Here is a 17,932-nt window from a genome sequence, read left to right on the forward strand (position 1 = left end):
AATGACCGCTCTTGATCTCAAGGACATCCAGAAGAGTTACGGCGTCACCAAGGTCATCCACGGCATCGACCTGAAGATCGACGAGGGTGAGTTCATCGTCTTCGTCGGCCCCTCCGGCTGTGGAAAGTCGACCCTACTGCGCATGATCGCCGGTCTGGAAAGCATCACCGGCGGCGACATGCACATCGGCGGCGAGCGGGTCAACGACATCCCGCCCTCGCAGCGCGGCATCGCCATGGTCTTCCAGTCCTACGCGCTCTACCCGCACATGACCGTCTACGACAACATGGCCTTCGGCATGAAGATCGCCAAGGCGCCGAAGGAAGAGATCGAAAAGCGGGTCAACGCGGCGGCCGACATACTGCAGCTGACGCCCTATCTCGAGCGGCTGCCGAAGGCCCTTTCGGGCGGCCAGCGCCAGCGCGTCGCCATCGGCCGCGCCATCGTGCGCAATCCGAAAGTGTTCCTGTTCGACGAACCCTTGTCCAACCTCGACGCGGCGCTGCGCGTCGCCACCCGCATCGAGATCGCCAAGCTCAAGAGTTCGATGCCCGACACGACGATGGTCTACGTCACGCACGACCAGGTGGAGGCGATGACGCTGGCCGACCGCATCGTCGTCCTGTCGGCCGGCCACATCGAGCAGGTCGGCGCGCCGATCGAGCTTTACGAGCGCCCGGCCAATCTGTTCGTCGCCCAGTTCATCGGCTCGCCCGCCATGAACATCCAGCCGGCGACCGTCGAGAAGACCGGAGCAACCACATCGGTCCGCCTGTCGGGCGGGACGGCGCAAGTGCCGATCCCCTCGCCGGCAGGCCTTGAAGGCAAGCCGGCCAAGTTCGGCGTGCGTCCCGAGGATCTGCGGCTGGCCGATGGCGATGGTCATCTGTTCGAGGGCGCGGTGCATTTCGTCGAGCGCCTGGGCGAAGTCACCAACATCTACCTGAAGGTCCCGAACGTCGACGATGCGGTGGTCGTCAAGGTGGCCGGCGTCCAGCATCACGACAAGGGCGACACGGTGCGCATCACCGCCGCGCCGGAGAAGATGCACCTGTTCACCGAAGAAGGCCGCTCTTTCCTTTATCTTTGAGTACAGGAACAAACGGCTCCTCTTTTCTTGACCCGAATCGAAAGCTTACCTAACCATGGGTAATGCGGGCCGGGGGCCGGTTCTCGCCATCATCTTTGTCGACGTGGGCGCACGCTCGTCTCCGTCAAGCGACCCGTTTGCCGGGCGCCTGTTTTACTGAGTATGCCGGTTTTTGCCGGCAGCCTTCGTTCTTGCTGAGCGGGAGAACGATGGTCTCCGTATTGCCTATCCGCGACTGAACAGGCACCCCGGCGGGCGCGCCGGCAGCAGTGGGATGCGATGACAACCGACATGCGCGAGAGAACTGCCGCACCGCGCCGCAAGGCGGCGACGAGGCGTGATCTCGCGACGCTGGCGCGCCAGGGCTGCCGCGAGGCTGGCGCCGCCTTCTACCTGATCGCCGATACCGCGCCGGGCGGCGCATCGGGCGCCCTGCGCATCCTGGTGTCCAACTGGAGCTTCGACACGATCGAGGATGTCGGCCTGAGCGCCATCGCCCGCCTTGTCGAAAGCCCCATCTCGACCTCTCCCGGTGCCGCGCCCTGCGCATGGCACCCGCTCGCCCTGGCTGCCCTGTTGGCCCAAGACGACGTCGCCAGACTGTGTCAGCACGACCATCAGGAAATGTTCCTGCTCAAGCTGCCGGCCGGCAAGGGCCGCTTCATCGGGCTGTTTTCGGCAATGACGGCAGGCAGCGTCGACGCGGCCCGGCTGGCCCGCACGCAGATGGCGCTCTGCCATATGCTGTCCGGGCTGGAGAACGAGAAGGCTGCTTCGGGCGAGCTTCTTTCCGAGCGCGAGCGCGAATGCCTGTCGTGGGTGTCGCAGGGCAAGACCGCAGACGAGGTTTCGCAGATCCTCAACGTCTCATCGAATACGGTGAACAGCTACGTGGCGCATGCGATCCACAAATTGTCGGCCAAGAACCGCGCCATGGCCATCGCCACCGCCATCCGGCGCGGGATCATCTGAGTGACCGCCGCAGGCAAACCATATCGATCCATCGACACGCCCGCGCCCGACGCGACGCATGAAATCGCCCGGAAACTGCGCGCGCTTTGCGCGGGCATCGGCGCGGAGAGTTTTCATCTCTGCTTTCTCGACGGCGTGACGGAACGGCACCTCATCCCGTGCATCGACAGCGCCTTTCCAGGTGAACTGTCCCAGACCCGAACGCTCCTTGGCCGATTACCCTGGCGCTTCGCCGACATCGCTGCCGACGCCTCGCATCCCTTCTGGTGGGGAGAAAACCCGCCGGAGGATTTTGCGCAGCTTTTCTGCGAACGCATCCCTTCCATGGAAGACGGCGTGGGCATCGCCCTGCCGCTGAGCACGGAACACCGCCGGCTGGGCGTCGTGTTCTTCATCGGCCGCACGCTCAAGGTGGAGCCGCAGGCTTTGCTCGACACGCACAGCGCGTGCCACGCATTGTTCAGCGCGTTGGCTGAACTCTACCCCGACACGGACGAAGCGCCTGTGCCGGCAATCTCCAAGCGGGAACTGCAGTGTCTGAAGCTGACGGCCAACGGCCTGACCAGCGAGGACATCGCCAGGCGCCTCGGCCTGTCGGTGCACACGGCGAACCAGTATCTCGCCAGCACCACGCAGAAACTCAATGCCGTCAATCGCATCCATGCTGTTGCGAAAGCCTTGCGCATCGGCTTGATCGATTGACGAAACTGCCGTTCAGCCGTTGATCAGGGGCCGTGCCGTCCGGACGATCCGGGCAGCGCCGAGCGCCTGTTCCAGGTAGCGTGAATTCTCCTCGGGATCCTCTGCAGGATCCTCGAACGCCACGTAGTTGACCTCGACGGCTGCGTTGACGGCGCTGAGCTCCAGCGTGAAATAGACCGTCGCACCACGCGGCCGCAACTCCAGATCGAGCACGATGCGCGGATTGCCCGTCCAGCAGACATGCGCTTCGCAGCCATGCCCGAGGCGCAGCGTTCCCGGCATGAAATACAATTCCGCCGCCGATTCGACGATGTCGGCGATGCTCGCCATGCTTTCCAGCCGGATGAAGGCAACATAATCCGCGACATCGACAAGCCGAAGTTCGTTGGCCACCGACCGGATGGCATTGCCAACGATGATCTCGCGCCCGGGCGAATGCGGTTGCCTATTCATGATGTATCCCTGCTGACTGCGGTCTCTCCCCGGTCCGGTAGATGCGACGGATCAGCTCCGCCACAGCCTTGTAGAACTGGGATGGAATGAGGTTATCAACCGAAACTTGTTTGTACATGGAGCGCGCGAGCACCGGCTCTTCGAACACCGGAATGTTATGTGCCAGCGCTATCTCCTTGATTTTCAGGGCAATCAAGTCTCTTCCCTTGGCCACGACAACGGGAGCGGCGTCCTCGTCGCGCCGGTAGCGCATGGCAATGGCGAAATGCGTCGGATTGGCGATCACGAGCGTTGCTTGTGGCACAGCACTCATCATGCGCTGCCGGGCGCGGTCGCGCGCCAGCGAGCGCAGGCGCGCCTTGACGATCGGATCGCCCTCGCTCTGCTTGTGCTCGTCCTTCACCTCCTGCCGCGTCATGCGCAGGTCCTGGCGCCACTGGTAACGCGACCAGAACAGGTCGGCGACGGCGATCACGGCGATCACCAGGGTCACCACCACCAGGCTTTCGACGGCGATGTCGCGAATGACACCGGTGAACTCCACCGGATTGGTGATCATGCCGGCCAACAGCCGCGTCTCCGCCTCGCGCATGGCGAAGATGAGAAACCCGCCGGCGACCAGAAGCTTGCCCACCGACTTGGCGAACTCGACCATCCCCTTGACGCCGAAAATGCGGCTCCAGCCCTGCTTCAGCGAAATGCGCGACAGTTTCGGCTGGATGCGGTTGAGCACGAAGCGCGGCATGTTCTGCAGAACCGAAGCGGTGATGCCGGCGACGATCAGCAACACCATGACGACGCCAACCGCCTTGACGATCTCGAAGAAGACCAATTGGTAGATGGCGATGGCGTCGGCCTGCGTTTCCAGCCTCCAGCCATCGGCGCGCTCGAGGAAGATCGAAAGAAAGCTGCCCAGGCGTATGGCGCTGCCCTGGGCAAAGAAGATCGTGAAAGCCAGGATCGCCAGGAAGGAAGCGAAGACCGGGATTTCCTTCGAGAAGGGCAATTGGCCCTTGTCGACGGAATCGCGGATTTTCTTCTCCGTCGCTTCCTCGGTCTTGCTTTCCTTGTCCGCTCCTTCAGACATGCCCGCAACCCATCGCGACTAGTGCATTTTGCAGTCAGGTGGAATCACCTGGCGTCCGCATAAATGCGGAAAAACAAAGAGATAGAGCGGGACAGCGTTTCCATGAAACGATGAACCGGTCTAGGCGGCTTTCTGCATGCCGGGCAGCTCGAAGCCGCCCTTCTGCGACAATTGAACGGCGGTCGCCGAGATGCGCTTGCGTGCCTGCTGGATCTCCTCGGCGGGCACGTCCTCGCCACCGCCGCCAAGCTCGGCCTCGATCATGCGCCGCGTGCGCTGGCCGAGCGCCGACAGGACGGCCTCTACCGTGTCCGCGGGCGCATTGCGCAACGCCAGGGTGACCAGGTCGCTCGGCAACCCGTCGAACAGAGCGACGCGCGCCTTCTGCGACAGGAGGACCACCTCCTCGAAGCTGAAGAGCTGCGAGCGGATCGCGTCGACATCGTTCGAGCCTGCCAGCTCCAGTTCGTGGATCACCTCGTCGGCCTGCGCCTTGTCGAGCTCGTTCAGCATGTTGGCGACGCGCGACAGGCCGGCTGCGGCATCCTTGCCGCTGCGCATCGAGCCCAGGAGCTCGCCGAGCCGCTTTTCGATCAGCTTCTTGGCCGGCGCCGGCATGTTGCCGGTCGTCGCCATGCGGCTCAAAACGGCGCCGCGCAGCGACTTGTCCAGAGTGACCAGAACCTTCGCGGCCGCCCCCGGCGTGATGCCGGCCAGAATGACGGCAATGACCTGCGGATGCTCGCCGGAAAGGATTTCCAGGAGCCGCGGCGGCTCCAGCCTTTCCAATTCCGCCCAGACCTGTTCCGCCTCCGGGGATGCGGTGCTGCCGCGCCCCATCAGCAGATTGATCTCTTCTTCCGACAGCGTCTCGGTCAGGAGCGTGTCCATGCTGTCGGACGAATCGAGCAGGCCGGCGCCCTCGGTGAACTCACTTTCGAATTCGGCGACCACCTGTTCGAGCTGGGCTTGCGGAATGGTGCGCAACAGGCGGGCGCCGTCAATCAGCGCCTTCAGTTCTTCCTGCTTGAAGAATTTCAGCAGACGCCCGGCCGAGGGCTTGCCCATCGCCACCAGTATGGCGGCCGCCTTCTGGGCCTGTGTCAATGCCAGCGCTTCCGTCATAGCCGCGAATTCTCCCTGTCACGAACCTGAACTTGATTTCACGCGCCGCCGGCGGTTCCGGCGATCTCGGTAAGCTTGACGCCGAAGCGCGACGGGTCGTCATCGACCAGCGTGATCTCGCCGCGCGCAATGCGACGGCCATTGACGACGATCTCCACCGGCTCGCCGATGCGCCGGTTGAGCGAAACCGTTGAACCCTTCTTCAGCGCCATCAGCTGCGACACCGGCATTTCCGCGCTTCCCAGCACGATCTGCACCTCGACCGGAATGCTCATCACCAGGTCGCGGTTGTCGCCGGAAGCGCCGGCCTCTGCGCCGGGTGCGTCTTCGTGCAACACGCCTTTCAGTTCCTCGATCGCCTTGTTCAGCTCTTCGTCGCCGTCTTGCTGCGGCTCGGGCACGGCCTTACTCATTGTCTTTCTCCTTCACCGCATTCTCTACGCTCAACGCGCGAATAGCCCGTCGACGGCGTCCTGCCGGGCGTCGAACGGCTGTTTGATCCTCACCGTGTAGTGATTTCCCGACTTGCCGAAATCACACACGAAAACCGTCTTGTCGCGCACCGACAGGCGCGCTTCCGACTGGACGCCCTCGCCGAATTCGATCACCTGCCCGGGGCTCAGCGCCGCCAGATCGCCGAGCGGCATGCGCATCAGCGGAATGGTTGCCTTGATCCTGACGGTCGAGCGAAGCACCTCGTCGGAGAAACGATGCCGCCAGTCAGCAGCCTGGGCGCGCTCGACACGCTGGTCCGGCTGAGCTGCATCGCGCAGTTCCAGAAGCAGCCTTTGTGGCATCCACGCCGTCAGCACACCGCCGCCGACTTCGCCGCCAAGCGAAAAGCGGATCCGCACACCCGGCCCGTCGCGCACCGCGAGGCGGCGGAAATCGCCGCCCGACAGGAGGGCGGGCAGCGGCAGCCGCAGGCCCAGAGCCCGTGCGCCCGTACCGTTCAGCGCCTTGGCGAACGCCTCGAAGGCGAGTACTGCAACGTCGCGCTCGATGGCCGATGGCGGCCGGTCTATCGGCGGCACCGGAAGATCGGGATCGCCGCCGAACAGCGCGCTGACGAGCAGCGAAATACCCTGCGGATCGAGCCGCATGGTGAGCGCATCGCCGGAAACTTCCGCGGGAACGATCACCAGCGCGTCGCAGGACCCTTCCGGCGGCTTCAACTCGCTCAGCCGGACAATGTCGATGTCCAGGAGATCGAGCGCAACCACTGTTGGGAACTTGTCCTGAAAGGCGCTGGCCACACTCGGCAGGGCACGCATGGCGCAGGCACGCGCGGCTTCGGTGACGCGGCGGGGATCGCCGGTCGCGCCGACCAGCCGCTCGACAATGAGGCTACGCATCAGTTCGGGATTGTCCGTCAGCGCCATGGTTGGCCGCCTTCGTTTCCAGGCCGGGTCATCACGTATCGGGTCATCATGCGGCCTGCTTCTCTGCGCTGCCGCCGGGATTCATGGTGCTCTGCTCGACCGCGTCGATCGACGGCCGGTCGTAGGCCGAGATCGTCTTGCGGCCGAATTCGAGCGCCACCTGCGGCAGCGAGCCGTTCATGTAGGCAAGCAGGGTCTGCTTGACGATCACGTAGAGCCGGTTGTTCTTCTCGCGGATGATCTTCACCTTGGTGGCGATCGGCCCGATCACCGCATAGGACAGGAAAATGCCGAGGAACGTGCCGACCAGCGCCGCGCCCACCAACGCACCCAGAATCTCCGGTGACTGGTCGAGCGCGCCCATCGCCTTGATGACACCGAGCACGGCGGCAACGATGCCCAGCGCCGGCAGGCCCTCGGAAACGGCGATCAGCGCGTGATAGGATTTCAGCTTGTCGCGGCGGATGGTCTGGATTTCCTCGTCCATCAGCGCTTCGATCTCGAACGGCCGTGCATTGCCGATGATGATGATGCGGCAATAGTCGCAGATGAAATGCGTCAGGTCGTGGTTCTTGAGGATGGTCGGATAGGTCTGGAAGATCGCCGATTCTTCCGGATTGTCGATATGCGCCTCGACCTCGCTGCGCGATTTGGTGCGCAACTCGCGCATCAGGCTGTGCAGCACGCCGAGCGTTTCCAGATACTCGGTCTCCTTGGGCACCGCGCCCTTGAAGGCTTCGAGACATGCCGTGCCCGTATCCTTGACGGTCGCCAACGGGTTGGCGACCAGAAACGTGCCAAACGCGGCGCCGCAGATGATGACGACTTCCCATGGCTGAATGAGCACATCCACGTGCCCGCCCATCGCCATGAAGCCGCCGATCACGCAGCCGAACGTTACCACCAGTCCGACAAGAATGCCCATCTACACCGTCACTTCCAATTGGCCTTTTCTCTTTCCTAGCCCCTGTGCCTTGCGTGAGGCTTGAATGCGGGACGAGCACGCTCGAAAGCCTCGCGCAAGAAAGGCGTTCTAATCTCCGGCCACGAATGATGGCGGAGGGTGCGCCTTGATCAACACGTTCACGAGCTTTCATCTGATCAATCGCGACCTGTCGCGCTCGCTGGAACGCATCCAGTCGCAGCCGGTGGTGCAGCGCGAGACCGAATATTATCAGGCCAACATCGGCCGGGTGACGTCGATCAAGGAGTTCGTCGACGACGACCGCCTGTTCGGTTACGCCATGAAGGCGCATGGGCTGGAAGACATGACCTATGCCAAGGCATTCATGGTCAAGGTGCTGGAAGAAGGCGTCAGCGATGCCGAAAGCTTCGCCAACAAGCTGACCGACAAGCGCTATGCCGATTTCGCCCGCACCTATAATTTCGCCGCCGGCGGCGAGAACACCACCACCTACAATCCCGCCCAGAAGGGCACGATCGACAAGTATGTCAGCGTCGCCATCAAGAATGGCGTCGATCCGAGCAGCGAGGCGCTGCTGAAGAACATCAACGACTATCTGCAGAACATCACGCAGGTGAAATCGGCCGACGATCTTCTGGCCAACGACAAGCTTCTGAACTTCGCCCTGGTGGCCCATGGGTTTACCCACGAAGTGATCGACAAGCGCACGCTGAAGGCCATTCTGGAAGGGGGCATCGACGATCCGAAGAGCCCCGCCAACCAGCATGCCGACAAACGCTTTGCCGCCCTGGCAACCAGCTTCAACTTCGCCCGCTATGGCGAGGACGCCACCACCTACAATGAGACGCTCTCGCCGGCGATCGACAAATATCTGCGGCAGACGCTCGAGGAAGATGCCGGCAAGCAGAACGAAGGCGTGCGCCTGGCGCTCTATTTCCAGCGCAAGGCGCCGAATATCCGTTCCTATTATGAATTTCTGGCAGATCCGGCGATTGCCAAGGTCATTCGTTCGACGCTCGGCTTTCCCGATGCGCTGGCCCAGGCGAACATCGACAAGCAGGTCGATCTGATCAAGGAGCGCATCGATATCGAGGACTTCAAGGATCCCGACAAGGTCGATGAATTCCTCAAGCGTTTCACGACCATGTGGGAATTGTCGAACCCGTCCGGTTCCCAGCTCCCCTCGATCGCCGCCCTTTACAGCCAGCCGGCGGAATACGGCATTTCCACCGACGTGCTGTTCACCATCGCCCAGTTGAAGAGGTAGCGACGTTCCATGCAGACCGGACTTTACGTGGCCCTTTCCTCCCAGGTCGCGCTCGAGCGGCGGCTGGGCACGCTTGCCGACAACGTCGCCAATGCCAGCACGGTGGGCTTCCGCGCCACATCCGTCAATTTCCAGGACATCGTCAACGGTCTGGGGCCCGATTCGGTCGCCTTCGCGGCGCCCGGCAATCCCTCGCTCGACACCAATCCGGGCGGCCTGCGCGAGACCGGCAATCCGTTCGACTTCGCCGTTCAGGGTGATGCCTGGTTCGCCATCGACACGCCGGCCGGCACGGTCGTCACGCGCGACGGGCGCTTCACCATGCGCGACACGGGCGAACTGGTCAGCATCGGCGGGCACCCGGTGCTCGATGCGGGCGGCGCGCCGCTGCTGCTCGATCCGCTGGGCGGATCGCCCGACGTCAGCGGCGACGGGACGCTGCGCCAGAACGGCCGCCTGGTCGGCGCCATCGGGCTCTATGCCTTCGCCCCGTCGCAGAACTACGCCCGCTTCGGCAATTCCGGTTTCCTGGCAAGCGACGCGCAGCCGGTGGTCGACAATCCCGATGTCGGCGTGGCGCAGGGCTTCATCGAGGAATCCAACGTCAACGCGATGCGTGAGATGATGCATCTGATCGAGGTGCAGCGGACCTTCGAGCAGGTCAGCGCACTGATGGGTGACAGCGACAGCGCCCTGCAGGACGCCATCAAGCTGCTTGGCGCATGAACCCCGACATGACGCAGGCCAACGCATCGCCAACGCCGGCCGGAGAAACCGTGCTGTCCGCCCTGGAGCAGGCCTATCGCGGCATCGCCGGCGACGACCGCTTCGTCGTCAGCCATGGCGGGCGGGTCACCGAAGTGTCGCCGACCCACTACAGCGTCAGCGGCTTGTCGCAAACGGCACGCCTCGGCGATCTCGTATCGTGCCGCGGACGGCGCGGTACGGGCGCCGGCGAGGTGGTCCGCATCAGCGCCGAGGGCGTGCTGGTCGCTCCGTTCGAAAAGACCGGCGAAATCGGCATGGGAGAACCGGTCTTCAATCGGGGACCGCTCGGCCTGGCGCCTGGCCCTTCGTGGCGCGGCCGCGTGATCGACGCGCTCGGCCGGCCGGCCGATGCAAAACCGGCGCCGGCCAAAGGCCCCGCCGCCATCGGTTCGTCGCCCGTCACCCCGCCGGCCATGCAGCGGCAGCGCGTCTGCGATCCCTTCCGCACCGGCGTTCGGGTGATCGACATCTTCACGCCGCTCTGCCACGGCCAGCGGCTCGGCATCTTCGCCGGCTCCGGCGTCGGCAAGTCGACGCTACTGTCGATGCTGGCCAATGCCGACGCCTTCGACACGGTGGTGATCGCCCTGGTCGGCGAACGCGGCCGCGAAGTGCGCGAATTCCTTGAAGACACGATCGGCGCCGAAAGCATGAAGAAATCCGTCGCCGTGGTGGCGACCAGCGACGAAAGCGCCATGATGCGCCGCCGTGCGCCGGACACGGCCATGCGCGTCGCCGAGTATTTCCGCGACCGCGGCGACAAGGTCCTGCTGATCCTCGATTCGATCACCCGCTTCGCCCATGCCCTGCGCGAAGTGGCCATCGGCGCCGGCGAACCGCCGGTGGCGCGCGGCTATCCCGCTTCCGTTTTCACCGAGCTGCCACGCCTGCTCGAGCGCGCCGGCCCCGGCGAGACGGGGCGCGGTTCCATCACCGCAATCCTCTCGGTGCTCGTCGATGGCGACGACCACAACGATCCGGTCGCCGATGCGGTGCGCGGCATCCTCGACGGGCATGTGGTGCTCGACCGATCGATCGCCGAGCAGGGCCGCTATCCGCCGGTCAATCCCCTTGCCTCGATCTCGCGCCTGGCCGACCGCGCCTGGTCGCCCGACCAGAAGCGCCTGGTGCTCAGGCTGCGCAACATGCTGGCGCGCTTCGAGGACACGCGCGACATCCGCCTGCTCGGCGCCTATCAGGCCGGCATCGACCCCGACCTCGACCAGGCCGTGCGGCAGGTGCCTTTGATCTATGAGGCGCTGACGCAAGCGCCGAGCGATCCTGCGTCCGCCGATCCCTTCGCTGACCTGGCGATCAAGCTGAGAGCCGGAGAACCCGTCCATGCCGGATAAGCTCGCAAGCCTCGAACTGCCGGACGGCAGCTTCACCGAAACCACCGGAACGCCCTTGCCGGGCGCGGCGAACAACCGTCCGCAACGGGCGAGATTTTTCTATCGCCGCTCGGAGAAGAAGCCCATCGTCAAGCCTTCCGGAGGCGGCACCGACTGGGCCGTCATGCTCGGCGGCATCGGCCTGGCGACGGTCTGCGCGCTGTTTCCCTGGTACATCTTCCTCAATCAGGAGGAATTCGGTGTTCGGCCGCTGGCCTTCGAGGGACGTCCGCCCGACGAAGGGCCCGCGCCCGCCTTCCTGCCGGAACTCGTCGGCATGCGCATTCCGCAGCGGATGATCGAACTGCCCCAGCTCGACTACAGCGCGACAGGCACCGTCAGCGCCGAGCCGCCCGAAGCGCTGCCCGAACAGCCCTTCCCCGGCGACGCCAACCCGTTTCGCGTCGTCCATGCCGCCAATGGACGGGCGATGATCGAGGACAAGGACGGCTACTGGATCGTCCAGCGCGGCTCGTCATTGCCCGACGGCAGCCGTGTCTCGCGCATCCAGAACAACCAGGGAAAATGGGAAATCGTCACCACGCGCGACGCGGTGATCGCCGTCTCGGCCGAGGAACCTGCCGACACGCAAGGCCCGCGCAAGACTGGTTTTCTAAGGTAGCGGTCAACCGTGTTCGCATAGAACGAGAGACCAAACGATGCAGCCCGTCAATCTGTTCGATCTCGCCACCCAGCAGGCCAGATGGCTTTCCGTCCGGCAGACGACGGTGGCCAGCAACGTCGCCAACGTCAACACGCCCGGCTACAGGGCGCTCGAAGTCGAACCGTTCGAGAAGGTGTTGAACGGCTCGCGTGTCGCCATGCAGGGGACCAGCGCCAACCATCTCAAGAGTGGCGCGACAAACGCCTCTTTCGCCGTCAACAACACGCCGGACCCGGCGGTCCTGCCGTCGCAGAACACCGTCAGCATCGAGAAGGAGCTGGTCAACGCCGGCGAGGTGCGCCGTTCCTTCGAGCTCAACACCGCCATCGTCAAGGCGTTCCACCGCATGCTCATGAACACGTCGAGAGGATAGGCCGTGGATCCGCTTTCCGCCGCACTCAAGGTTGCCGCGTCCGGCCTGCAGGCGCAGTCCGCGCGCCTGCAGGTCGTTTCGGAAAACCTGGCCAACGCCAAGTCGACCAGCGACGTGCCGGGCGGCGACCCCTACCGCCGCAAGACCATCAGCTTCGTCGCCGAGCTCGACCGCGACATGGGCGGCAGCATGGTCGAGATCGGTGCGGTCGCCACCGACCCGTCCGATTTCACGCTTGAATACGATCCCGGCCACGAGGCGGCGGACGAGCGCGGCTACGTCAGGATGCCGAATGTCAACGTGCTGGTCGAGATGGCCGACATGCGCGAGGCCAATCGCGGCTATGCGGCCAATCTGCAGGTCATCAAGCAGGCGCGCGAACTGATTTCAATGACCATAGATCTGATGCGGAGCCAGTCATGATTCCCCCCGTCGGCACCATTGCCCCCCTTTCGCCCTCCAATGCTTCGGCGCTCCAGCTCGGGCGGCAGGCAACGGCCTCGGAAACGGGCGAGGCCTTCAGCGCCATGCTTGGCGAGGCGGCGGCCAACACCATGGCCAAGCTTGGCCATGCCGAGACGGTGTCGCTGAAGGCATTGCAAGGCGAGGCCGACGCCCGAGAGGTGGTGGACGCGGTGATGAGCGCCGAACAGGCGCTGCAGGCGGCGATCGCCGTCCGCGACAAGCTCGTCACGGCCTATCTCGACGTCACCCGCATGGCCATTTGAGGAGCCTGACCCATGAAAGCCCTGTCCATCGCGGCCACCGGCATGAGCGCCCAGCAGCTCAATCTGGAAGTGATCGCCAACAACATCGCCAACATCAACACGACCGGCTTCAAGCGGGCACGGGCGGAATTCTCCGACCTGCTCTACCAGACGGAGCGCCTGCAGGGCGTGCCGAGCCGCGCCAACCAGGCGATCGTGCCGGAAGGCGCCAATGTCGGCCTCGGCGTGCAGGCCGCCGCCGTGCGCAACCTGCACATCCAGGGCTCGCTGACCAACACCGGCAACAAGCTGGATGTGGCGCTGGTCGGCCGCGGCTGGTTCGAGATCGAGGGCGCCGATGGCGAACCGCTCTACACCCGAGCCGGCGCGTTCAACACCAACGCCACCGGCCAGCTTGTGACGACGCAGGGCTATACGGTGGCCCCGGCGATCGTCGTGCCTGAGGACGCCATCGAGGTGGTCATCAACAAGACCGGCCAGGTCTTTGCCCGCCTCGACGGCCAGGCCGAACTGCAGAACCTCGGTCAGCTGACGCTGTCCAACTTCGCCAACGAGGCAGGCCTGGCGCCCATCGGCGACAATCTGTTCCGCGAGACCCCCGCCTCCGGCGCGGCAACGCCCGGCGTCCCCGGCGATCCGGGTTTTGCGACGACCCAGCAGGGCTATCTGGAGAACTCCAACGTCGATCCGGTGAAGGAAATCACCGAGCTGATATCCGCCCAGCGCGCCTATGAAATGAACTCCAAGGTGATCCGTGCCGCCGATGAAATGGCTGCCACCGTCACCCAGTCGATACGGTAGGGCCAATTGAACCGGCACAGCTCCCTCATGGCGCATTTTCTCGCGCTCCTGGCGATTTTCACGCTGGCGGTTCCCGCCGGTGCGCAGGAGCAGGCGGTTGTGTCCACCCGCGTCATCTATCCCGGCGAAACCATCACCATCGACGCGCTCGATGAAGTGGCGCTGCGCCGCCCGCCGCGCGGCAACACGGCAATCGCCCGCATGATGGAGGAGATCGACGGCAAGGTTGCCAGGCGCACGCTCCTGCCTGGCCGGCTGATCCCCAGCAGCTATGTGCGCGATCCCTATCTGGTGGAAAACGGCACGCCGGTGACTGTGCTGTTCGTCGAAGGCGCCCTGTCCATTTCAATTCGCGCGGTCCCCCTGCAGGCGGGCGCCGCCGGCGACATGATCAAGCTCCGTAACGCCGACAGCGGCCGCACCTTCATGGGAACGGTGATGGCGGACGGCACGGTCAAGGTCGGCGCGATATGATCGTCCGTTTCCTGACCGCCGCGCTCCTTTCCATCGCCCTCCTTCCCATCGCTTTGGCGACACCGGCCGGCGCCGCCTCGCGCATCAAGGATGTGGCGATGCTGCAGGCCGCCCGCGACAACCAGCTTGTCGGCTATGGCCTCGTCATTGGCCTGCAGGGCAGCGGCGACAGCTTGCGCAACGCGCCCTTCACCGAACAATCCATGCGCGCCATGCTGGAAAATCTCGGCATCGCCTCCGAAGGCGGTCGCGCCCGCGCCAAGAACGTGGCGGCCGTCATCGTCACCGCCAACTTGCCGCCCTTCGTCCAGTCGGGCGCGCGCATCGACATCAATGTCTCCTCGCTGGGCGACGCGACGTCGCTTGCCGGCGGCACACTGGTCATGACACCGCTGCGCGCCGCCGATGGCGACATCTACGCCGTGGCGCAAGGCTCCGTCATCGTCTCCGGCTTCAGCGCCCAGGGCCAGGCCGAGCAATTGACCCAGGGCGTGCCGACCGCCGGCCGCGTGCCCAACGGCGCCATCATTGAGCGCAAGGTCGAGGCCTCGCTGTCGGACACGGCCACGCTGGTCCTGCAATTGCGCAACGCGGATTTCTCGACCGCCGTCAGGGTTGCCGACGCCATCAACGCCTATACGGGTTCCCGCTTCGGCCAGCGGCTCGCGGTGGAAGAAGATTCCCGCACGATCCGCATCCAGCGGCCGAAGGGCATTTCCTTTGCCCGCTTCTATGCCGAGATCGAGAACCTGATGGTCGAATCCGACGGTCCGGCCCGCGTCGTCGTCGACGAACGCACCGGCACGGTGGTGATCGGCAACGATGTACGCATCTCGCGCGTCGCCATCAGCCATGGCGCGCTGACCGTGCGCATCACCGAGATGCCGCGGATCGTCCAGCCGGAGCCTTTCTCGCGCGGCGAGACCGCCGTCGAACCCTTCACCCAGATCGTCGCCGACCAGCCGGACGCCAAGGTGGCGGTGCTCGACGGCCCCGATCTGCAAACCCTCGTCTCCGGTCTCAACCGGCTCGGCGTCAAGCCCGACGGCATCATCGCCATTCTCCAGGGCATCAAATCCGCCGGCGCCCTGCAGGCCGAACTCGTGCTGCAATAGGCCGGATCATGCGACGCACGCCATCCCTCAGACAGCTTGCCTCCGGCGCCTTCGCCGCCCTGGTCATCCTGACCCAGGCAGTCCCGCTTCATGCTCTGGCGGCCAATGAACCCGGCGAGATGCCCGCCGACGAAGTGCAGCGCTTCTGCGCCAACATCGCCGATGCCGCGCGCGACCGGCGCTATTCGCTGCAGGCGATGGAACTCAAGAAGCTGAAGGGCGAGGTCGATGAGCGCATCGCCGCGCTCGAGGAAAAGCGCGCCGAATACGAATCCTGGCTGGAACGGCGCGAAGTCTTCCTCGCCAAGGCCGAAAACGGGATCGTTTCCATTTATGAGGCGATGCGCCCCGATGCCGCCGCCGAGCGACTGGCCGAAGTGTCGATCGACCTGGCGGCGGCGATCCTGATGAAGATCGAGCCGCGCAAGGCCGGTGTCATCCTGAATGAAATGAACAGCAAATCGGCGGCCATGCTGACCAGCATCATCGCCAGCGCGGCGCGTCCGGAGGACCCCACATGACATTCCAGCCCGCACTCGTCCTGCCGCTGCTGCTGGTTGCCGGCTGCTCGCAGACCATGAACGAGATCGGCAAGGAGCCGGCGATGACGCAGGTCGGCGCCAGCATCGATCCGGAGATGATGGCTGCCTACAACTACCCGAAGCGCCCCGCGCCGGCGCTGACGCGCTATTCGCTCTGGGACGACCGCCAGAGCCGGCTGTTCACCGATCCGCGCGCGCTGAACGCCGGCGACATCCTGACGGTCGAGATCTCCATCAACGACAAGGCACGCTTCAAGAACGAATCCGAGCGCTCGCGCGACGCCAGCCGCAGCCTGGGCCTGTCCGGCTCCTATTCGCTTGGCGGCGCCGGCTCGTCGGCCGCCGCAGAGGGCCAGATCGGCTCGGGCACGTCGACCTCCGGCAGCGGCGCGACGGAGCGGTCGGAGAACATCCGCCTGCTGGTTGCCGCCGTGGTGACGCAGGTGCTGAACAACGGCAATCTGCGCATTCGCGGCACGCAGGAAGTGCGCGTCAACGCCGAACTGCGCATTCTGACCATCGATGGCATCGTCCGGCCGAGCGACATCGACCCGCAGAACATGGTGTCCTACGAGCGCATCGCCGAGGCGCGCATCTCCTATGGCGGCCGTGGCCGCCTGACCGAGGTGCAGCAGCCGCCCTACGGTCAGCAGATACTCGACACGGTGCTTCCATTCTGAACACGATCCCCTCTGGAGTCTGACAAAGCGTGGCCCTGCTTGAAAAACAAACTGCCGAACGCTCGGGACCATCGGCGATGGTCCAGGTGCTGCTGCTTGTCGGCCTGACGGCGCTGACGGCCGGTACCGGCTGGTTTGCCGGTGGCTATCTGCAAGGCCGCGCCGGCGGCGAGGCGGGCGAGCCGCTTGCCGCGGAGAGTGGCGGCGGCAACAAGGAAGACGGCAAGCCGCATGGCATGCCGGGCGTTCTCGACATTCAGGCGATCACCACCAATCTGGCCGAGCCGAGCGACGTCTGGGTGCGCGCCGAACTGTCGCTGGTCTTCGACGGCATGCCCGACCCGGCGGTCGCCGAGGCGGTCCATCAGGACCTGTTCGCCTATATCCGCACGGTGCGCCTGCGCCAGGTGGAAACGGCAAGCGGGTTCCAGCATTTTCGTTCCGATCTCGAAGAACGCGCCCGCATCCGCAGCGACGGCGCGGTCGACAAGATCCTGTTCCGGGCGCTTTTGTTCGAATGAAACGCTTCCTCTTCGCCATAGCCGCGCTGTTGCTGCCCACGGCGGCGGTTGCGCAGACCATAGACCTTGGCGCGCTCACCGGCGGTGCCGACGGCTCGACGGTCGGCACCATCATCCAGATGTTCGGCCTGTTGACGATCCTGTCGATCGCGCCGGGCATCCTGATCATGGTGACGAGCTTCACCCGCTTCGTCATCGCCTTCTCGATCCTGCGCGCCGGCATGGGCCTGCCATCGACGCCGGCCAATCTGATCCTCATCAGCCTGTCGCTGTTCATGACCTTCTACGTGATGGCGCCGACCTTCGACAAAGCCTGGGCCGACGGCGTCAAGCCGCTGATGAACAACGAGATCAGCGAAGAGATCGCCATCCAGCGCATCGCCCAACCCTTCCGCGGCTTCATGACAAGCAATGTGCGTGAAAAGGATTTCGCCCTGTTCGCCGACCTGGCCAATGAGCGCGGCAACATCGACGCCAATGTCGAGACGGCGGATCTGCGCGTGCTGATCCCCGCCTTCATGATCTCCGAAATCCGTCGCGGCTTCGAGATCGGCTTCCTGATCGTCCTGCCGTTCCTGGTGATCGATCTGATCGTCGCCACCATCACCATGTCGATGGGCATGATGATGCTGCCGCCGACGGTCGTCTCGCTGCCGTTCAAGATCCTGTTCTTCGTCCTGATCGACGGCTGGAACCTGCTGGTCGGCAGCCTCGTCCGCTCCTTCGTGTGAATTGAACACGCGGCATTCCGGCACTGTTCAAGTGGAAACCGGCGACTGGACGTCCTGAATGGAGCCGCACCGCGGCTCCATTTCATTTTCGCACAAGCTTCGGAAGCTAGGCTCCCAGTCGTTATTTCCATGGGAGCATTG

At 64.5% G+C, this 17,932-nt stretch carries 23 protein-coding genes; 17 read left to right on the plus strand and 6 right to left on the minus strand.

Annotation, left to right across the window (positions count from 1 at the left end; genetic code table 11):
* Position 1: 1 nt before the first annotated feature.
* The 3 genes from AB843_RS13550 to AB843_RS25995 all read left to right on the plus strand — a co-directional run bounded on the left by AB843_RS13550 (position 2) and on the right by AB843_RS25995 (position 2,764).
* A complete protein-coding gene (locus tag AB843_RS13550) occupies positions 2–1,090 on the plus strand; it encodes an ABC transporter ATP-binding protein (protein WP_048647408.1) in 1,089 nt (362 codons plus the stop codon).
* Positions 1,091–1,381: 291 nt separating this feature from the next.
* The gene (locus tag AB843_RS13555; protein WP_244467979.1) at positions 1,382–2,062 is read left to right on the plus strand and encodes a helix-turn-helix transcriptional regulator; all 681 of its coding nucleotides are present in this window, start codon (positions 1,382–1,384) and stop codon (positions 2,060–2,062) included.
* On the plus strand, positions 2,063–2,764 hold the full coding sequence (locus tag AB843_RS25995; protein WP_048647410.1) for a helix-turn-helix transcriptional regulator: 702 nt from the start codon (positions 2,063–2,065) through the stop codon (positions 2,762–2,764).
* A gap of 12 nt (positions 2,765–2,776) precedes the next feature.
* Here AB843_RS25995 and AB843_RS13565 read toward each other — a convergent pair whose 3' ends face one another.
* The 6 genes from AB843_RS13565 to motA all read right to left on the minus strand — a co-directional run bounded on the left by AB843_RS13565 (position 2,777) and on the right by motA (position 7,736).
* Positions 2,777–3,217 (minus strand): hypothetical protein, encoded by a 441-nt coding sequence (locus AB843_RS13565; protein WP_048647411.1) that lies wholly within the window; start codon positions 3,215–3,217, stop codon positions 2,777–2,779.
* Entirely contained in the window at positions 3,210–4,304 is a 1,095-nt protein-coding gene (gene flhB, locus AB843_RS13570; RefSeq protein WP_048647412.1) for a flagellar biosynthesis protein FlhB, read from the minus strand. The genes AB843_RS13565 and flhB overlap by 8 nt, the downstream gene beginning before the upstream one ends.
* 120 nt (positions 4,305–4,424) lie before the next feature.
* On the minus strand, positions 4,425–5,429 hold the full coding sequence (locus tag AB843_RS13575; RefSeq protein WP_048647413.1) for a FliG C-terminal domain-containing protein: 1,005 nt from the start codon (positions 5,427–5,429) through the stop codon (positions 4,425–4,427).
* A gap of 38 nt (positions 5,430–5,467) precedes the next feature.
* A complete protein-coding gene (gene fliN, locus AB843_RS13580; RefSeq protein ID WP_048647414.1) occupies positions 5,468–5,842 on the minus strand; it encodes a flagellar motor switch protein FliN in 375 nt (124 codons plus the stop codon).
* A 30-nt stretch (positions 5,843–5,872) separates the two neighbouring features.
* Positions 5,873–6,811 carry a FliM/FliN family flagellar motor switch protein gene (locus AB843_RS13585; RefSeq protein ID WP_048647415.1) on the minus strand — a complete coding sequence of 313 codons (939 nt, stop codon included), beginning with the start codon at positions 6,809–6,811 and terminating at the stop codon, positions 5,873–5,875.
* 46 nt (positions 6,812–6,857) lie between these two features.
* Positions 6,858–7,736, minus strand: a complete 879-nt coding sequence (motA, locus tag AB843_RS13590) for a flagellar motor stator protein MotA (protein ID WP_048647416.1) — start codon at positions 7,734–7,736, stop codon at positions 6,858–6,860.
* 145 nt (positions 7,737–7,881) lie between these two features.
* On the opposite strand from motA, the gene AB843_RS13595 reads away from it, so the two are divergent.
* From AB843_RS13595 to fliP, 14 genes are all read left to right on the plus strand, one after another.
* Positions 7,882–9,003, plus strand: coding sequence for a DUF1217 domain-containing protein (locus AB843_RS13595; protein WP_048647417.1), 1,122 nt, complete (start codon positions 7,882–7,884; stop codon positions 9,001–9,003).
* A 9-nt stretch (positions 9,004–9,012) separates the two neighbouring features.
* Positions 9,013–9,729: a flagellar basal-body rod protein FlgF gene (gene flgF / locus AB843_RS13600; RefSeq protein WP_048647418.1), complete on the plus strand. Its 717-nt coding sequence runs from the start codon at positions 9,013–9,015 to the stop codon at positions 9,727–9,729.
* 8 nt (positions 9,730–9,737) lie between these two features.
* Positions 9,738–11,123, plus strand: a complete 1,386-nt coding sequence (gene fliI / locus AB843_RS13605; RefSeq protein ID WP_244467980.1) for a flagellar protein export ATPase FliI — start codon at positions 9,738–9,740, stop codon at positions 11,121–11,123.
* The gene (locus AB843_RS13610; RefSeq protein WP_048647420.1) at positions 11,113–11,784 is read left to right on the plus strand and encodes a hypothetical protein; all 672 of its coding nucleotides are present in this window, start codon (positions 11,113–11,115) and stop codon (positions 11,782–11,784) included. The genes fliI and AB843_RS13610 overlap by 11 nt, the downstream gene beginning before the upstream one ends.
* Before the next feature lie 37 nt (positions 11,785–11,821).
* Entirely contained in the window at positions 11,822–12,199 is a 378-nt protein-coding gene (gene flgB / locus AB843_RS13615) for a flagellar basal body rod protein FlgB (RefSeq protein WP_048647421.1), read from the plus strand.
* Between the two features lie 3 nt (positions 12,200–12,202).
* Complete coding sequence (gene flgC / locus AB843_RS13620) at positions 12,203–12,622, plus strand: flagellar basal body rod protein FlgC (RefSeq protein WP_048647422.1); 420 nt, start codon at positions 12,203–12,205, stop codon at positions 12,620–12,622.
* Positions 12,619–12,927 (plus strand): flagellar hook-basal body complex protein FliE, encoded by a 309-nt coding sequence (gene fliE, locus AB843_RS13625; RefSeq protein WP_048647423.1) that lies wholly within the window; start codon positions 12,619–12,621, stop codon positions 12,925–12,927. The genes flgC and fliE overlap by 4 nt, the downstream gene beginning before the upstream one ends.
* Before the next feature lie 12 nt (positions 12,928–12,939).
* Positions 12,940–13,728: a flagellar basal-body rod protein FlgG gene (gene flgG / locus AB843_RS13630; protein WP_048647424.1), complete on the plus strand. Its 789-nt coding sequence runs from the start codon at positions 12,940–12,942 to the stop codon at positions 13,726–13,728.
* Between the two features lie 27 nt (positions 13,729–13,755).
* Entirely contained in the window at positions 13,756–14,202 is a 447-nt protein-coding gene (flgA, locus tag AB843_RS13635) for a flagellar basal body P-ring formation chaperone FlgA (RefSeq protein ID WP_048647425.1), read from the plus strand.
* The gene (locus AB843_RS13640; protein WP_048647426.1) at positions 14,199–15,317 is read left to right on the plus strand and encodes a flagellar basal body P-ring protein FlgI; all 1,119 of its coding nucleotides are present in this window, start codon (positions 14,199–14,201) and stop codon (positions 15,315–15,317) included. The genes flgA and AB843_RS13640 overlap by 4 nt, the downstream gene beginning before the upstream one ends.
* A gap of 8 nt (positions 15,318–15,325) precedes the next feature.
* Positions 15,326–15,838 (plus strand): MotE family protein, encoded by a 513-nt coding sequence (locus AB843_RS13645; protein WP_048647427.1) that lies wholly within the window; start codon positions 15,326–15,328, stop codon positions 15,836–15,838.
* Positions 15,835–16,539 (plus strand): flagellar basal body L-ring protein FlgH, encoded by a 705-nt coding sequence (flgH, locus tag AB843_RS13650; protein ID WP_048647428.1) that lies wholly within the window; start codon positions 15,835–15,837, stop codon positions 16,537–16,539. The genes AB843_RS13645 and flgH overlap by 4 nt, the downstream gene beginning before the upstream one ends.
* A 77-nt stretch (positions 16,540–16,616) precedes the next feature.
* Positions 16,617–17,060, plus strand: coding sequence for a flagellar basal body-associated FliL family protein (locus AB843_RS13655; RefSeq protein ID WP_244467981.1), 444 nt, complete (start codon positions 16,617–16,619; stop codon positions 17,058–17,060).
* The gene (gene fliP, locus AB843_RS13660; RefSeq protein WP_048647430.1) at positions 17,057–17,791 is read left to right on the plus strand and encodes a flagellar type III secretion system pore protein FliP; all 735 of its coding nucleotides are present in this window, start codon (positions 17,057–17,059) and stop codon (positions 17,789–17,791) included. The genes AB843_RS13655 and fliP overlap by 4 nt, the downstream gene beginning before the upstream one ends.
* The last annotated feature ends 141 nt before the right edge of the window (positions 17,792–17,932 follow it).

Source organism: Nitratireductor soli, assembly GCF_001050155.1.
GTDB classification, from domain to species: Bacteria; Pseudomonadota; Alphaproteobacteria; order Rhizobiales; family Rhizobiaceae; genus Nitratireductor; species Nitratireductor soli.

Bases quoted from the DNA above. Each gene is read 5' to 3' on its own strand.
- fliI (WP_244467980.1), top strand. From the start codon at position 9,738: ATGACGCAGGCCAACGCATCGCCAACGCCGGCCGGAGAAACCGTGCTG.
- AB843_RS13550 (WP_048647408.1), top strand. From the start codon at position 2: ATGACCGCTCTTGATCTCAAGGACATCCAGAAGAGTTACGGCGTCACC.
- flgH (WP_048647428.1), top strand. From the start codon at position 15,835: ATGACATTCCAGCCCGCACTCGTCCTGCCGCTGCTGCTGGTTGCCGGC.
- flgB (WP_048647421.1), top strand. From the start codon at position 11,822: ATGCAGCCCGTCAATCTGTTCGATCTCGCCACCCAGCAGGCCAGATGG.
- flhB (WP_048647412.1), bottom strand. From the start codon at position 4,304: ATGTCTGAAGGAGCGGACAAGGAAAGCAAGACCGAGGAAGCGACGGAG.
- AB843_RS13585 (WP_048647415.1), bottom strand. From the start codon at position 6,811: ATGGCGCTGACGGACAATCCCGAACTGATGCGTAGCCTCATTGTCGAG.
- AB843_RS13610 (WP_048647420.1), top strand. From the start codon at position 11,113: ATGCCGGATAAGCTCGCAAGCCTCGAACTGCCGGACGGCAGCTTCACC.
- AB843_RS13575 (WP_048647413.1), bottom strand. From the start codon at position 5,429: ATGACGGAAGCGCTGGCATTGACACAGGCCCAGAAGGCGGCCGCCATA.
- fliP (WP_048647430.1), top strand. From the start codon at position 17,057: ATGAAACGCTTCCTCTTCGCCATAGCCGCGCTGTTGCTGCCCACGGCG.
- AB843_RS13645 (WP_048647427.1), top strand. From the start codon at position 15,326: ATGCGACGCACGCCATCCCTCAGACAGCTTGCCTCCGGCGCCTTCGCC.
- AB843_RS13640 (WP_048647426.1), top strand. From the start codon at position 14,199: ATGATCGTCCGTTTCCTGACCGCCGCGCTCCTTTCCATCGCCCTCCTT.
- AB843_RS13565 (WP_048647411.1), bottom strand. From the start codon at position 3,217: ATGAATAGGCAACCGCATTCGCCCGGGCGCGAGATCATCGTTGGCAAT.
- AB843_RS13555 (WP_244467979.1), top strand. From the start codon at position 1,382: ATGCGCGAGAGAACTGCCGCACCGCGCCGCAAGGCGGCGACGAGGCGT.
- fliE (WP_048647423.1), top strand. From the start codon at position 12,619: ATGATTCCCCCCGTCGGCACCATTGCCCCCCTTTCGCCCTCCAATGCT.
- flgG (WP_048647424.1), top strand. From the start codon at position 12,940: ATGAAAGCCCTGTCCATCGCGGCCACCGGCATGAGCGCCCAGCAGCTC.
- AB843_RS13655 (WP_244467981.1), top strand. From the start codon at position 16,617: ATGGTCCAGGTGCTGCTGCTTGTCGGCCTGACGGCGCTGACGGCCGGT.
- flgF (WP_048647418.1), top strand. From the start codon at position 9,013: ATGCAGACCGGACTTTACGTGGCCCTTTCCTCCCAGGTCGCGCTCGAG.
- fliN (WP_048647414.1), bottom strand. From the start codon at position 5,842: ATGAGTAAGGCCGTGCCCGAGCCGCAGCAAGACGGCGACGAAGAGCTG.
- flgA (WP_048647425.1), top strand. From the start codon at position 13,756: ATGGCGCATTTTCTCGCGCTCCTGGCGATTTTCACGCTGGCGGTTCCC.
- motA (WP_048647416.1), bottom strand. From the start codon at position 7,736: ATGGGCATTCTTGTCGGACTGGTGGTAACGTTCGGCTGCGTGATCGGC.